A 13,886-nucleotide genomic window follows, 5' to 3' on the forward strand; every position below is an offset into this window, starting at 1 on the left:
CGGGTGAGTATCGAGATCGCCAACGAGTCGGGTATCGAGGTATCCGAAGAAGAACTGGTCAGCGTCGCGCGTTTCGCGATCGGTCAGATGGATGTGCATCCGGCGGCCGAGCTGTCCATGGTGCTGGTCGATCTCGACACCATGGCCGAACTGCACGAGCGCTGGATGGACCTGCCCGGTCCGACCGACGTCATGTCGTTCCCCATGGACGAGCTGGAGCCCGGCGGGCGGCCCGACGCCGCCGAACCCGGCCCCTCCATGCTCGGCGATATCGTGCTCTGCCCCGAGTTCGCCGCGCAGCAGGCCGAAAAGGCCGGGCACTCCATGGATCACGAACTGGCCCTGCTGACCGTGCACGGCGTCCTGCACCTGCTCGGCTACGACCATGCCGAGCCGGAGGAGGAGAAGGAGATGTTCGCCCTCCAGGCCTCGCTCCTGGAAGGCTGGTACGAGAGCCTGCGCGAAGCACAGCGCCGCGCCGAACTCGCCGAACGCGATCGGCGGCTGCTGGGCAAGACCGGATTCACCGACTCCGGTGATCCGTTGGACCCCGCGTGAATTCGTTCGTCCTGCTCCTGCTCGCCATTGTCCTGGTGCCCGCGGGCGGGGTGTTCGCGGCGCTGGATTCCGCGCTCAACACCATCTCCCCGGCCCGGGTGGACGATCTGGTGCGCGCCGAGCGCACCGGCGCGAATCGATTGGCGCGCATCATCGCCGACCGGCCGCGCTATGTGAACCTCATGGTGCTGCTGCGCCTGGCCTGCGAGATCAGCGCCACCGTGCTGCTGGCCGCGGTGCTGCTGGACTGGCTCGGCGAAGCCCCCGCGCTGATCATCACGGCCGCGGTCATGGTGCTGGTCGACTACCTGGTCATCGGCGTCGGACCGCGCACCCTCGGCCGCCAGCACGCGTACTCCCTCGCCCTGGGCGCGTCGCTGCCGCTGCTGGCCATCGGGCGGCTGCTCGGCCCGATCAGCAAGCTGCTCATCCTCATCGGTAATGCCATCACCCCCGGTAAGGGCTTCCGCAACGGTCCCTTCGCTTCCGAGATCGAACTGCGCGAAGTGGTCGACCTGGCCGGTGAACGCGGCGTGGTGGCCGATGAGGAACGCCGCATGATCCAGAGCGTTTTCGAACTCGGCGACACCGCCGCCCGCGCGGTCATGGTGCCGCGCACCGAAATGGTGTGGATCGAAGCCAACAAGACCGCCGCCCAGGCCATGTCCCTGGCGGTGCGCTCCGGGCATTCGCGCATCCCGGTGATCGGGGAGAACGTGGACGACATTCTCGGCGTCGTCTACCTGAAAGACCTTGTCCCGTACGCGGATCGGGGCAAGAAGGTGAAGGTGCGCGATGTCATGCGCCCCGCGGTCTTCGTGCCCGACTCCAAACCCCTCGACGATCTGCTCGACGAGATGCAGCGCCGCCGCAATCACCTGGCGCTGCTGGTCGACGAATACGGCGGCATCGCCGGACTGGTCAGCATCGAGGACATTCTCGAGGAGATCGTGGGCGAGATCGCCGACGAGTACGACACCCACGAGGTCGCTCCGGTACAGGATATCGGGCACGGGAAATACCGTGTCTCGGCGCGACTTCCGGTCGAGGACCTGGGCGAGCTGTTCGGCATGGAGATCGACGACGAGGACGTCGACACCGTCGGCGGGCTGCTCGCGCACGCGCTGGGCCGCGTGCCGCTGCCCGGTTCGAAGGCGGTCATCCACGGCCTGCAATTGAAGGGGGAGGGCGGCGCGGACGCCCGCGGCCGGGTGCGGGTGCACACGGTCGTGGTGCGCAAGGCGCTGCCCGAGAAGACGAAAACCGAACCGGCGGAAGACATGCCGGGCAACGGTGCACACGAGGACGGAGAAGGCGATGACTGAACTGGATGCCGAGGACAACAAGCTGCTGGTGCTGGCGCGCGGCGCCATGGGGCGCACCGGCGGCAATGGCGGTGCGGCGGTGCGCGATACCGACGGGCGCACCTACGCGGCCGGTGAGGTGACGCTGGATTCGCTGCGGCTGACCGCATTGCAGGCGGCGGTCGCGGCCGCGATCTCCAGCGGCGCCGCGGGTTTCGAGGCCGCCGTGGTGGTCGCCGGCAAGTTCTCCGATCCGGGCGTGTTCGCCGTGCGCGAGGTGACCGCCGGCGCCAAGGTCATCTTCACCGATCGCACCGGCAAGGTCTTCGAGACCGTGGAGGAATACGGGGTCGAGAACCCGATCAGCGCGCGGCGACCCGAAAACGGCAATCTCGCCGGGGAGCGTCACGTTCCGGCCGCACTCGATCTCGATACCGAATCGGAGGTGTTCGAATGAGCAACGACAGCCTGGGCAACAAGGGCGACGGCGAATTCCGTTCCGGCTTCGTCTGTTTCGTCGGCCGGCCCAATACCGGCAAGTCGACGCTGACCAATGCCCTGGTGGGGCAGAAGATCGCGATCACGTCCTCGCGCCCGCAGACCACCCGGCACACCATCCGCGGCATCGTGCACCGTCCGCACACGCAGCTGATCCTGGTGGACACGCCCGGTCTGCATCGCCCGCGCACGCTGCTCGGGCAGCGGCTCAACGACCTGGTGCGCGACACCTATTCCGAGGTCGACGTGATCGCCATCTGCATTCCGGCGGACGAGAAGATCGGTCCCGGTGACCGCTGGATCGTCGAGCAGATCAAGACCATGGCGCCCAAGACCAAGCTCATCGGCGTGGTCACCAAGATCGACAAGGTGAGCCGGGACCAGGTGGCGCATCAGTTGATGGCCGTGTCCCAATTGCTCGGTCCCGAAGCCGAATTGGTGCCGGTGTCGGCGGTCAAGGGCGAGCAGGTCGAGACGCTCATCGACGTCATCGCCTCCCAGATGCCCGAAGGTCCCGCGTTCTACCCGGACGGCGAGCTGACCGACGAGCCCGAGGAAACGCTCATGGCCGAGCTCATTCGTGAGGCGGCCCTGGAAGGCGTGCGCGACGAGCTGCCGCATTCGCTCGCCGTGGTGATCGAGGAGGTGCTGCCGCGCGAGGAGAACGAGGACATGCTCGACGTCCACGCGCTGCTCTACGTCGAACGCCCCAGCCAGAAGGCCATCATCATCGGCAAGGGCGGCAATCGGCTCAAAGAGGTCGGCACCAACGCGCGCAAGCAGATCGAGCACATTCTCGGTGTGCGCATCTACCTGCACCTGCACGTGAAGGTGGCCAAGGACTGGCAGCGCGACCCCAAGCAGCTGGGCAAGCTCGGTTTCTGAGGCCGGGGAGTGGGCGCCGGGGTGCGGCGCCCACTCGCCCGCCGATCAGTTCCACCAGGCGGCGGGCCGGTGGCGGTACCACTGCTGATCCGATTCCAATTGCGCGGCAAGGGAAACCAGCAGTTCTTCGGAATTGGCGGGACCCATGAGCTGCGCGCCGACCGGAAGTCCCGTCTCGGTGAACCCGGCCGGAACGTTCACGGCGGGCCAGCCCAGCACATTCCACGGCCAGGTGTAAGGGCAAGCGGCGGTGATGAGTTCGTCCGTCGCCCAGGAGCCGATCCCGTCGATCTCGTGCACGCGCGGCGGCGGGGTGGCGGTGGTGGGGGCCAGCACCACGTCGAAATCCTTGAAGATCCCGCCGATCTGCTTGTGCAGCAACGGTTCCGCCCGGCGCGCGGCGAACAGCGCCGGGGCGAGGATGCGGCCGACCAGCGCGTTGTGGTCGGTGCGTGGATCGACCTTCGCGCCTGGAAGCCGTTGCAGCGCTTCATTGATGCCGACCATCGAACGCGGCAGGAAGGTCGCGCCCGCGAGTACGCCGTAGTGCACGTCCGCGATGGTGACCTCGTGCCCGAGTCCGCGCAGCGCATTCGCGGTGGCGCGGACGCGGGCCTCGACCTCGTGATCGAGCTTGGTTCGGGTGGCGGTGAACGGAATTCGCAGGGAGAGGGCGATGCGCAGGCGGCCCGGATCGCGCCCGACCGCGGCGGAGGCGTTCACCGCCGGTGGGGTGTGCAGGTCGCCGGGATGCGGTCCGGCGGCGACATCGAGCAGTAGGGCCGCGTCGGCGACGGTGCGGGCGAGCGGCCCATTGACGGTCAGGCCGTAGAAGGCTTCCGGCAGCGGCCAGGTCGAGATCCGCCCGCGCTGCGGTTTGATCCCGACCAGGTTGTTCCACGCCGACGGGATGCGCACCGACCCCGCACCGTCGGAACCCAGTGCGGCGGGCACCAATCCGGCCGCCACCGCGGCGGCCGACCCACCCGACGATCCACCCGGCGTGTGCTGCGCACCCCACGGATTCCGGGTGTGGCCGAAAGCATCCCCGCTGGTGAACGGCAACTGCCCGAGCTCACAGGTATTGGTCTTGCCCACGATGACCGCACCGGCGACTCGCAACCGCCGCACCGACTCGGCGTCCTCGGTCTTCACCGGAAAATCCCCGCCGCACCCGAAAGCCGTTGGCGTACCGGTCAAATCGGTGTCGTCCTTGATCGCCAGCGGCACGCCCAGCAGCGGAGCCCGCTCACCCGCGGCGAGTTTGCGATCCGCCTCCGCCGCTTCGGCCAGCGCTTCGGCCCGCCGCACGATCCGGAAGGCATTGAGTCCCGCCTGACTGGCCTCGATCCGATCCAAGGCCGCGGTGGTCACCGCCACCGAGCTGACCTTGCCCGCCGCCAAAGCCTCCGCCAGCTCGGCCAACCCGAGTTCGCTGATCGACGCCATCGTCATGTGAGTCCCGTCTCCCTGCCGTCGCAGCAAAACGTAGCGCGATTCTGGTCACACGTCCAACATGAGTCGGCCTCAACTTGACCCCGATCCGGGCGCGAACTCGCGACCGCGCGCGAACTCGCGGCCCACACGGCATCACCCGGTCGGTACGGCATGCAAGACTGTTGCGGTGCGGTTGTATCGGGATCATGCGGTGGTGGTTCGCCAGCACAAGCTGGGCGAGGCCGATCGCATTGTCACGTTGCTGACTCGCCAGCACGGTCTGGTGCGTGCGGTGGCGAAGGGGGTGCGGCGGACGCGGTCCAAGTTCGGGGCGCGGCTGGAGCCGTTCGCGTATGTGGATGTGCAGCTGCACCCCGGACGCAATCTCGACACCATCACCCAGGTGTCGACGCTGGAAGCCTTCGCCGCCGATATCGTCGCCGACTACGGGCGCTATACGACCGCCTGCGCGGTGCTCGAGACCGCCGAACGGCTGGCGGGCGAGGAACGCGCGCCCGCGCCCCGGCTGCACACGCTCACCGCCGGTGCGTTGCGTGCGCTCGCGCTGGCCCAACGGCCGCCCGAACTCATCCTCGACGCATTCCTGCTGCGCGCCATGGGTTTCGCGGGCTGGGCCCCGGCTCTGGACGATTGCGCCCGCTGCGCAACCCCCGGCCCGCATCGCGCCTTCCACGTCTCGGCGGGCGGCGCGGTCTGCGTGCACTGCCGTCCGCCCGGCGCGGCCACCCCGATGCTCGGCGTCCTGGACCACATGAGCGCCTTGAACCGCGGCGACTGGTCCGGCGTCAACACCGTCCCCGACTCCCACCGCCGCCAGGCCAGCGGCCTCATCGCCGCCCACCTGCAATGGCACCTCGAACGCCAGCTCCGCACCCTCCCGCTCATCGAACGCACCCGCCCGCACGAACTGGCCGAACGCGCCGAATCCGCCGCCGCCCTGGGGTAGTGGTCATCCGTGCTTATCGCGGCTGGGACGACCTGGGCGGATGGACTCGGGATGTCGGGGGAGTGTGGAGATTGCGGGGGAAGTCCGTGGTCGGGGCCGAGGGCGGGCGGGCGTCGGGCAGGATAGGGGCGTGATCGGTAACCGCAGCAAGTCCGAAGCCGGGGCGACACGTACCGTGCGCCCGCCGTCGCCGCATCCGTCGGGGGCCACGCCGCCCAATATTCCGGCGGAGTTCGTGCCCAGGCATGTGGCGCTGGTGATGGACGGCAACGGGCGCTGGGCACAGGAGCGCGGGCTGCCGCGCACCGCGGGGCACGAGCGGGGCGAGGCCGTGCTCATGGACGCGGTGGAGGGGTGCATCGAGATCGGGGTGAAATGGCTGTCCGCCTACGCGTTCTCCACGGAGAACTGGCGGCGCTCACCCGATGAGGTGCGGTTCCTCATGGGGTTCAACCGGGATGTCATCCGGCGGCGGCGGGACGAGATGAACGAGATGGGGGTGCGGGTGCGCTGGGCGGGGCGGCGACCGCGCCTGTGGCGCAGCGTCATCAAGGAATTGGAGGTCGCGGAGGAGCTGACCAAGGACAATTCGGTGATGACCTTGACCATGTGCGTGAATTACGGCGGGCGGGCCGAGATCGCCGATGCCGCACGGGAGATCGCGCGGCGGGTGGCGGCGGGGGAGCTGGATCCGGAGAAGATCAACGAGACGACCTTCGCGCAGTATCTGGACGAACCGGATATGCCGGATGTGGATCTGTTCCTGCGGCCCTCGGGCGAGCTGCGCAGCTCGAACTTCCTGATCTGGCAGGCCGCGTACGCCGAATTCGTCTACCAGCACACGCTTTTCCCGGACTTCGATCGCCGGAACCTGTGGGACGCCTGCCTGGAATACGCCAAGCGGGATCGCCGGTTCGGAGGCGTGAAGTGAGCGACGCCCCCACTTCCGCCGAGGAACTCCAGGCGCGCGCCGGAGCCGTCCTGGCCAATTACGACGTGAACGTTCGCGTCGAAGGCGGCGGGCTGGACTTCACCTTCGACGGCGCGCTGTGCTCGCTGCGCGGAGTGAATCTGGCTCCGGGCCTGGATGTGCTGACCCTGACCAGCGTGCTGGCCTGGGATCGGCCGCTGAAGGCGCAGTTGCACAAGAAGGTCGCCGACCGCAATGCGGAATTGCAGTTCGGCTCGATCACCGTCATCACCCGCGGCCAGCAGGCGGATGTGATGCTGCGCTACACCTTCCCTGCCGCCGGCCTGGACGACGAAGCGCTGGCCACCATGCTGCTGCTGGTGCTGTCCGGCGTCGCCCGCGCACGCAAGGGCCTGGTGCCGTAAAGGGTTCGCGCCCTCGGGGTGTGGGGCGCGGGCCCCACACCCGCCGTGCACTCAGGCGACGTTGATCACCAGGGTGGCCGGTGTCGCACCGCCGTTGCTGAGCGCCTTGTTGTTGTAGCTCAGCGTGTAGGTCCCGGTCCCCGGCGCGGGTAGCACGAACACCACCGGCGTCAGCACCTCGATGGTCCGGCTCTCCGAGGACAGCAGCTCGTTCACATTGCTGCGGTCGTCCGCCGCGATGGTCCCCGCCGAGGTCTCCAGTTTGAAGTCGTCGTCCCACACGTTGTATCCGCCTGCCGCGCAACCGGTTCCGCAGGTCAGCTTGAAATTGAGCGCGACGGTCATCTTCCCGTTCTCGCCCTTCTTGTAGCTGGGCGCGAGTTCCCCGCCGGTGATCTCCACGGTGATCGGCGCCTGCACCAGCTTCCCGGATACGGTCAGGGCCTTGGGCTGAATGCTCTCGGCCTTGGCGGACGCCGCGAGCGGGAATTTGGTCTGATTGTCCTGGCCCTGGCCGAACACCACGCTCACCGTATCGAGGAGATGCTCGAAGTCGCTGGTCTGCGGGACCGTCGTGGAGATGGTTCCGGCGGCCGAACCCTTACCGGGAACGGTGGGGATGTCGTAGTTGGCGACATTGTCGACCTTGCCGCCGATCTGCAGGAACACGATGGAGGAGTCCACGGCGGTGGCCTTCCCCGTGTTGTTCTTGTAGGTCAGATCGATGCGCAGCTTGGAGTTCTCGTTGGGCCCGCCGGGCACCACGGTGGCCTTGTTGACCGTGATGGTGAACCCGTCCCACCACCCCGTCTTGCCGATTTCGCGCACCACCGACTGACCGGCGCTCGCGGTTCCGGAACCGGCGGTGCTGCTCGCATTCCGTTGCGCCGCAGCGGTTCCGCTCGGATCATGCCCCGAATGATCTTCCTTGGAGTTACATGCCGCCAATATCAGCGGCGCCACCCCCAGTAGCAAGACTGCCGCTAACCGGGCAGCGCGGCGGTGCCTGGGCACCCTGGTCGAAGTTCGTGTGCTGAACACATTGCCTCCCGTTCAATGTGACGATGCGCCCAGTATCAACCCGCCGAAGCCGCGACATGCCGGTAACCCGGCAAGAGCTGTTCGACGCCGCGCGCGAAGGTGTCCGGATCGGTGTCGCCGAGGATGAGATATTGCAGGATGAACCCGGGTAGCAGCCCGAGCAAGGCCATCGACACCGCGTCGAGATCGGTATCGGGTGGGAGCCAGCCACTTTCGCGCATCCGCTCGGCGTACTCCCGCCATAGTCGCCGGATGCCGCCGATATTGGTGCGCACGTAGTCGGCGATATTCGGGTCGGTGAGGGCCAGCGCCCACGCCTGCGGGATCAGCCGGACCGGTCCGTCCGGTTCGCTCAATCGGACGATGGTCGTGGCGATGGTCCGGATGAGTTCCGGGGGAGTGGGCAGCGGATCGCTGTAGACGGCTTCGGTGAGCGCGGCCCGCAGATCCACGGTGGCCTCGGTGGTGAGCGCCGCGATGATGTCGTCCTTGGACTTGAAGTACCGGTACACCGCGCCCGCCGAGAGCCCGGATTCGGTGAAAACGTCCTGCATGGTGGTGGTGTGCAGGCCCTTGCGGGCGAAGCACGACTGCGCCGCGTCGAGGATCTGCTGCCGGCGTCGTTCCAGGTGCTCTTCACTGACTCTGGGCATGCCATCAAAGTAAAACGAATATCCGTTCTTGACAAGGTGACAGCTGGATGTCAGGGTTGTCCCAACAAAGAACGAACATTCGCTTTTCTTGGGGAGTGCCTGATGAACATCACCCAGCGCGCAGCCGCCCTCGGCCTGGTGGCCGCCCTCATCCAGGCGATCATGCTGATCGCCTTCGCCTGGCCCGCCGCCAATGTCGGGCCGCGTGACCTACCCGTTGCGGTCGCCGGACCGCAGGCCGGAGTGGTGGCCCAGAAGCTCGGCGAGCGGGACGCGGACGCCTTCGACATCCGCACCGTCGCGGACGCCGCCGCGGCGCGGGCCGCCATCGAGTCCCGGGATGTGTACGGCGCCATCGTCACCGGCGACGGCCAGCCCCGCGTGCTGGTCGCCTCCGCTGCCAGTCCGATGGTGGCGCAACAGCTTTCGGCCATCGCCCAGCAGCTTTCGGGCACTCCGGCCGCTGCCGTGCAGGACGTGGTCGCGGCCGATTCCGATGACCCGCGCGGCGCCGGTTTCGGTGCGATGGTGCTGCCCCTGGTCATGTCCTGCATCGCCGCGGGCGTCCTGCTGACCCTGCTGATCCCGAACGTGGCTGCCCGCGGCGCCGGCCTGCTGACCTTCGCGATCGCCGGCGGCCTGCTCAGCATGACCATCGTGCAGGGCTGGTTGTCGCTGCTGCCCGGCTCGTACCTGACCCTGGCCGCCGTCGCCGGACTGGTTTCCTTCGCGGTCGCCGGTACGGTCGTGGGCCTGGCCGCCGCCATCGGCCGGGCGGGCATCGGCATCGCGGCGCTGACCATGCTGCTGGTCGCGAACCCGTTCTCCGCGGCCACGTCCGCGCCGGAACTGCTGCCGCAGCCGTGGGGGACCATCGGCCAGTTGATGCCGCCGGGGGCCGCCGCGACGCTGTTCCGCTCGGTCGCCTACTTCGATCAGGCTTCGATCGCCGGCCCGCTCGCGGTGCTGCTGGCGTGGGCGGTCGCCGGGGCGGCGCTGCTCGGCATCGGATACCTGCGCACCACGCGCCCGGCCCCCGCGGTGGCGGAGCCGGAGTTGGTGCCCGCCGCCTGACCGGGCCGGTCCATACCCGAAAAGCGAAGTGCCCCTTGCGTGATACGCAAGGGGCACTGCTCGTTTTCAGGTATCAGCCCTGCGCGGCGGAGCACTCCCGGCAGGTGCCGAAGATCTCCATGGTGTGGCTGATATCGGTGAAACCGTGTTCGGCCGCGATGGAATCGGCCCAGGCTTCCACGGTCGGGCCCTCGACCTCGACGGTGCGCCCGCAATGCCGGCACACCAGATGGTGATGGTGCCCGGTCGAGCACTGCCGGTACACCGATTCCCCGGTGTCCGTGCGCAATACGTCGACCAGCCCGGCCTCGGCCAGTGATTGCAGGGTCCGGTAGACGGTGGTCAGCCCGATGCCCTCACCGCGTTTGCGCAGCTCGTCGTGCAACTCCTGCGCCGAGCGGAATTCGTCGATATCCGACAGCAGGGCGGCGATGGCGCTGCGCTGGCGGGTGCTGCGCACGCCGACCGTCTTCTCGGTTGTTCCCACGGATCACCCTTCCTCGGCATGGGCGACGGCATCGATGACGATGTGCGCCAGATGCTCGTCGACAAGTTCGTAGATCACTTCGCGGCCGGTGCGCTCGCCGCGGACCACGCCCGCCGACTTGAGGATCCGCAGGTGCTGGGAGATCAACGGCTGGGTCACCCCGAGGGTGTCGACGAGTTCGTGGACGCATCTCGGGGATTCACGGAGCTGGAGGACGATGGCGATGCGCACGGGCGCGGCCAGTGCGCGCAGCAGCTCGCCCGCGGAATCGAGAATGTTCCGCGATGGGACCGCCGGCGGCATCGGAGACCGGTAAGGATAGGGATCGTGCGGGATCGCGGCCGGAGCCTCGGTCGCAACGTGCGAACGCCGCAGGGGAGCGCCGCTGTCCGTGGTCATCAGTACCAACTCCTTATTGGAAACCGATGCCATTCTTATATGCAAGGGTGCGCATGTCAATCCGACACTCCCTGACCCCTCAGGGGCTTCGCCCCCGAACCCCCGCGGGCGGGGATCGGCCGCCCACCCCGCCATACCCGGCCCGCCGCTCCTGCGGCGGGCCAGGGAAAAATGACGTGACCCCGCCAGATAGGCTGGATGCATCCCTGCAATCTTCCGGACCGGATGGAGATATCCAGAGTGGCACCCAAGTCGAAGGTGGACACCGTCGCCAACCTCGCCAAGCGTCGGGGCCTGGTGTACCCGAGTGGCGAGATCTATGGCGGTACGCGATCGGCGTGGGATTACGGGCCGCTGGGTGTCGAGCTCAAGGAGAACATCAAGCGCCAGTGGTGGCGGTCCATGGTGACCAGCCGTGACGACGTGGTCGGCCTCGACTCGTCGATCATCCTGCCGCGCCAGGTGTGGGTCGCCTCCGGTCACGTCGCGGTGTTCAACGATCCGCTGGTGGAATGCCTCAACTGCCACAAGCGGCACCGGCAGGACCACCTGCAGGAGGCGTACGCCGAGAAGCACAAGATCGACGACCCGGATTCGGTGTCCATGGAGCTCATCGTGTGCCCGGACTGCGGCACCGTGGGCAAGTGGACCGAGCCCAAGGACTTCAACATGATGCTGAAGACCTACCTGGGCCCGGTCGAATCCGAAGAGGGCATGCACTACCTGCGCCCGGAGACCGCGCAGGGCATCTTCGTGAACTACAAGAACGTCGAGACCACCGCGCGCAAGAAGCCGCCGTTCGGCATCGCGCAGATCGGCAAGTCGTTCCGCAACGAGATCACCCCGGGCAACTTCATCTTCCGCACCCGTGAATTCGAGCAGATGGAGATGGAGTTCTTCGTCAAGCCGGGTGAAGACGAGCAGTGGCATCAGTACTGGATCGACACCCGCCTGGCCTGGTACACCGACCTGGGCATCGATCCGGAGAACCTGCGGTTGTACGAGCACCCGAAGGAGAAGCTGTCCCACTACTCCACCCGCACGGTGGACATCGAGTACCGCTTCCGCTTCGCGGGCAGCGAGTGGGGCGAGCTCGAAGGCGTGGCCAACCGCACCGACTTCGACCTGAAGACCCACTCCGAGCATTCGGGCCAGGATCTGAGCTTCTTCGATCAGACCGCCGGCGAGCGCTTCACGCCGTACGTGATCGAGCCCGCGGCCGGTCTGACCCGTTCGCTGATGGCCTTCCTGGTCGACGCGTACCACGTCGAGCAGGTGCCGACGGCCAAGGGCGGCGTGGAGGATCGCATCACGCTGCGCCTGGATCACCGCCTGGCCCCGGTCAAGGCGGCGGTGCTGCCGCTCTCGCGCAATGCCGAGCTGTCGCCGAAGGCGAAGGATCTGGCCGCGCAGCTGCGCAAGAACTGGAACATCGAGTTCGACGACGCGGGCGCCATCGGCCGCCGCTACCGCCGTCAGGACGAGATCGGCACCCCGTACTGCATCACGGTGGACTTCGACACCCTCGAGGATCACGCGGTCACCGTGCGTGAGCGCGACTCGATGGCGCAGGAGCGGATCGCGCTTGATCAAGTAGAGGGCTACCTGGCTACTCGCCTGCTCGGCGCGTAATTCCAGCTGTCTCAGAAAGACCGGTCATAGATTGACCGGTCTTTTCTTTATTCGCGTGCCCCCCGAATTTGGGGCGGTATAGCGAAATTGGGTAGGCCGCTACTCGTGTTAACGACCCATGACCAGGGCACTATTTATATATGTACGAGCACGGCGCGGGGGCGCTGGTGCTTGTCGATCTGCCGAGGTGAGTCATGAGCGAGCGTGTTATCGGCCCCCGCTCGGGGCTGCAATGGGTATCACTGGGGGACACCGGATCCTCTTGTCCCGCTGCCCGATCCACGGTAGCGGAATTTCGATCTTGGGCAGATTCGTTTCTGACCCAGCCGCATGACGACTTGGGACGCGACGGGCCCGTGTGTCCGTACGTCCGTCCTTCTATCCGCCGCGATCTGCTGTGGTTGGCGCAGGTACCGGCCGCCGCGCCGCGCCGGGTCTGGGTGCGCGCCATCATCGAGGACGCACTGGAGCTGTATCCGGAACTGCCCACCGGGAACGGCAGTTCCACTTCGGTGCTGCGCGGACTGGTGACGGTCTTCCCGAATTTGACCGACTATTCCTTGATCGATGAGATGCACAACGAATTCAAGAGCAAATTCGTCGAGCGCGGAACGATGTTCGGGCAATTCTACCCGGGATGCGATCAACCCGGCCTGTGGAACAAGGACTTTCGGCCGTTGGACGCGCCGATGCCGATGTTGGTGGTGCGCAGCATGATGACAACGGATTTCCCCTTCCTGGTCGATCGCCGCGAATGGATGGACGCATATGTGCGCAAGTTCGCACCGATGCTGCCCGCGCACGTCCGTTCGGTAATGGTGGCGCGCTTGACTTCTCGCCCCGACAGCTATGTTCCGGCCTATCGCGAGGCGCCGGACGATTCGTGCGCGACCGGCAGACGGTGACCGGCCATGACGCGCGAACTCGCGGCAGAACAGACCGCGACGGTGTTCCCGCTGTCCCCGGCGCAGCACGGCATGTGGCTTGCGCAGCAACTGGATCCGAGCGTGCCGCTGGCCGAAGCGCAGTACATCGAGATGCGGGGGCCGCTGAACCTGGCGGCGCTGCGTGACGCGGGCAAGCTCGCGGGGCGTGAATTCGGTTCCGGCGTGCTGCGATTGGCCGAGATCGAGGGTCGCCCGTACCAGGTGGTGGACCCCAATCTGGTGCCTGCCGTGGGCTTCCTGGACTTCCGGGACCGGCCCGATCCGATCGCGGCGGCCCTGGACTGGATGCGCGCCGACGCGGCCGCGCCCATCGACCTGCTAGGGGCACAAGCCGGTATCTCAACCGTCATTCGGGTCGGGCAGGACCATCACCTGTGGTACACCCGAGCACACCACATCCTCATCGATGGATTCGGTTCGGTGACCATGCTCTACCGGGTCGCCGAGCTGTACAACGCCGCGGTGCACGGGCAGATGGCGCCTCCCGGCACCGCGGCGTCCCTGCTCGACGTGCACGAGGCGGAGCTGGCCTACCGGGATTCCACCCGGTTCGCCGGCGACGAGCGGTACTGGCGGGAGACCACCGCCGGGATGCCGCGGCGGTGCAGCCTGGTGGCCGCCACCGCACCCGCGTGCGCGCTCGGGCGGGAGGCGCGCGCCGAACTGTCC

15 protein-coding genes and 1 pseudogene are annotated in these 13,886 nt (G+C 67.4%); 11 read left to right on the forward strand and 5 right to left on the reverse strand.

Translation table 11 applies throughout. The features are described 5' to 3' along the window. The first annotated feature begins 3 nt into the window (after window positions 1-3). The 4 genes and pseudogenes from ybeY (at window position 4) to era (ending at window position 3,245) form a co-directional block, all read left to right on the forward strand. Window positions 4-558, forward strand: coding sequence for an rRNA maturation RNase YbeY (gene ybeY / locus NY1_RS35070; protein WP_067721464.1), 555 nt, complete (start codon window positions 4-6; stop codon window positions 556-558). Next, entirely contained in the window at window positions 555-1,883 is a 1,329-nt protein-coding gene (locus NY1_RS35075; protein WP_067721465.1) for a hemolysin family protein, read from the forward strand. Before ybeY ends, NY1_RS35075 begins: the two co-directional genes overlap by 4 nt. Further along, a pseudogene (locus NY1_RS35080) lies at window positions 1,876-2,205 on the forward strand (cytidine deaminase-like protein); the annotation flags it as partial. The gene NY1_RS35075 and the pseudogene NY1_RS35080, both read left to right, overlap by 8 nt. A gap of 110 nt (window positions 2,206-2,315) precedes the next feature. Next, window positions 2,316-3,245 carry a GTPase Era gene (gene era, locus NY1_RS35085; RefSeq protein WP_067721467.1) on the forward strand — a complete coding sequence of 310 codons (930 nt, stop codon included), beginning with the start codon at window positions 2,316-2,318 and terminating at the stop codon, window positions 3,243-3,245. A 45-nt stretch (window positions 3,246-3,290) separates the two neighbouring features. Here the strand turns inward: era and NY1_RS35090 are convergent, their stop codons facing one another. Then, window positions 3,291-4,700 (reverse strand): amidase, encoded by a 1,410-nt coding sequence (locus tag NY1_RS35090; RefSeq protein WP_067721468.1) that lies wholly within the window; start codon window positions 4,698-4,700, stop codon window positions 3,291-3,293. A 169-nt stretch (window positions 4,701-4,869) separates the two neighbouring features. Between NY1_RS35090 and recO the strand changes: the two genes are divergently transcribed. From recO to NY1_RS35105, 3 genes are all read left to right on the forward strand, one after another. After that, window positions 4,870-5,649: a DNA repair protein RecO gene (recO, locus tag NY1_RS35095; protein WP_067721469.1), complete on the forward strand. Its 780-nt coding sequence runs from the start codon at window positions 4,870-4,872 to the stop codon at window positions 5,647-5,649. A 130-nt stretch (window positions 5,650-5,779) separates the two neighbouring features. Continuing rightward, entirely contained in the window at window positions 5,780-6,580 is an 801-nt protein-coding gene (locus NY1_RS35100) for an isoprenyl transferase (protein ID WP_067721470.1), read from the forward strand. Next, on the forward strand, window positions 6,577-6,984 hold the full coding sequence (locus NY1_RS35105) for a YbjN domain-containing protein (protein WP_067721471.1): 408 nt from the start codon (window positions 6,577-6,579) through the stop codon (window positions 6,982-6,984). Before NY1_RS35100 ends, NY1_RS35105 begins: the two co-directional genes overlap by 4 nt. Window positions 6,985-7,035: 51 nt before the next feature. Here the strand turns inward: NY1_RS35105 and NY1_RS35110 are convergent, their stop codons facing one another. Then, a complete protein-coding gene (locus NY1_RS35110; protein WP_157762642.1) occupies window positions 7,036-7,815 on the reverse strand; it encodes a hypothetical protein in 780 nt (259 codons plus the stop codon). A 245-nt stretch (window positions 7,816-8,060) separates the two neighbouring features. Then, on the reverse strand, window positions 8,061-8,678 hold the full coding sequence (locus tag NY1_RS35115; protein WP_067721473.1) for a TetR/AcrR family transcriptional regulator: 618 nt from the start codon (window positions 8,676-8,678) through the stop codon (window positions 8,061-8,063). 102 nt (window positions 8,679-8,780) lie between these two features. Between NY1_RS35115 and NY1_RS35120 the strand changes: the two genes are divergently transcribed. Beyond that, the gene (locus NY1_RS35120; RefSeq protein WP_067721474.1) at window positions 8,781-9,752 is read left to right on the forward strand and encodes a hypothetical protein; all 972 of its coding nucleotides are present in this window, start codon (window positions 8,781-8,783) and stop codon (window positions 9,750-9,752) included. A 73-nt stretch (window positions 9,753-9,825) separates the two neighbouring features. Here the strand turns inward: NY1_RS35120 and NY1_RS35125 are convergent, their stop codons facing one another. Beyond that, a complete protein-coding gene (locus NY1_RS35125) occupies window positions 9,826-10,239 on the reverse strand; it encodes a Fur family transcriptional regulator (protein WP_067721475.1) in 414 nt (137 codons plus the stop codon). Between the two features lie 3 nt (window positions 10,240-10,242). Continuing rightward, complete coding sequence (locus NY1_RS35130; protein WP_067721488.1) at window positions 10,243-10,542, reverse strand: ArsR/SmtB family transcription factor; 300 nt, start codon at window positions 10,540-10,542, stop codon at window positions 10,243-10,245. A gap of 336 nt (window positions 10,543-10,878) precedes the next feature. Here NY1_RS35130 and NY1_RS35135 point away from each other — a divergent pair, with 336 nt between their 5' ends. From NY1_RS35135 to NY1_RS35145, 3 genes are all read left to right on the forward strand, one after another. After that, window positions 10,879-12,270 (forward strand): glycine--tRNA ligase, encoded by a 1,392-nt coding sequence (locus NY1_RS35135; RefSeq protein WP_067721476.1) that lies wholly within the window; start codon window positions 10,879-10,881, stop codon window positions 12,268-12,270. Between the two features lie 194 nt (window positions 12,271-12,464). Further along, complete coding sequence (locus NY1_RS35140) at window positions 12,465-13,175, forward strand: DUF6875 domain-containing protein (RefSeq protein ID WP_233041175.1); 711 nt, start codon at window positions 12,465-12,467, stop codon at window positions 13,173-13,175. A 6-nt stretch (window positions 13,176-13,181) separates the two neighbouring features. Further along, on the forward strand, window positions 13,182-13,886 hold a 705-nt coding region (locus NY1_RS35145; RefSeq protein ID WP_157762643.1), incomplete at its 3' end, for a condensation domain-containing protein.

This window comes from Nocardia yamanashiensis NBRC 100130, from assembly GCF_001613325.1.
In the GTDB taxonomy this organism is placed as follows: Bacteria; Actinomycetota; Actinomycetes; order Mycobacteriales; family Mycobacteriaceae; genus Nocardia; species Nocardia yamanashiensis.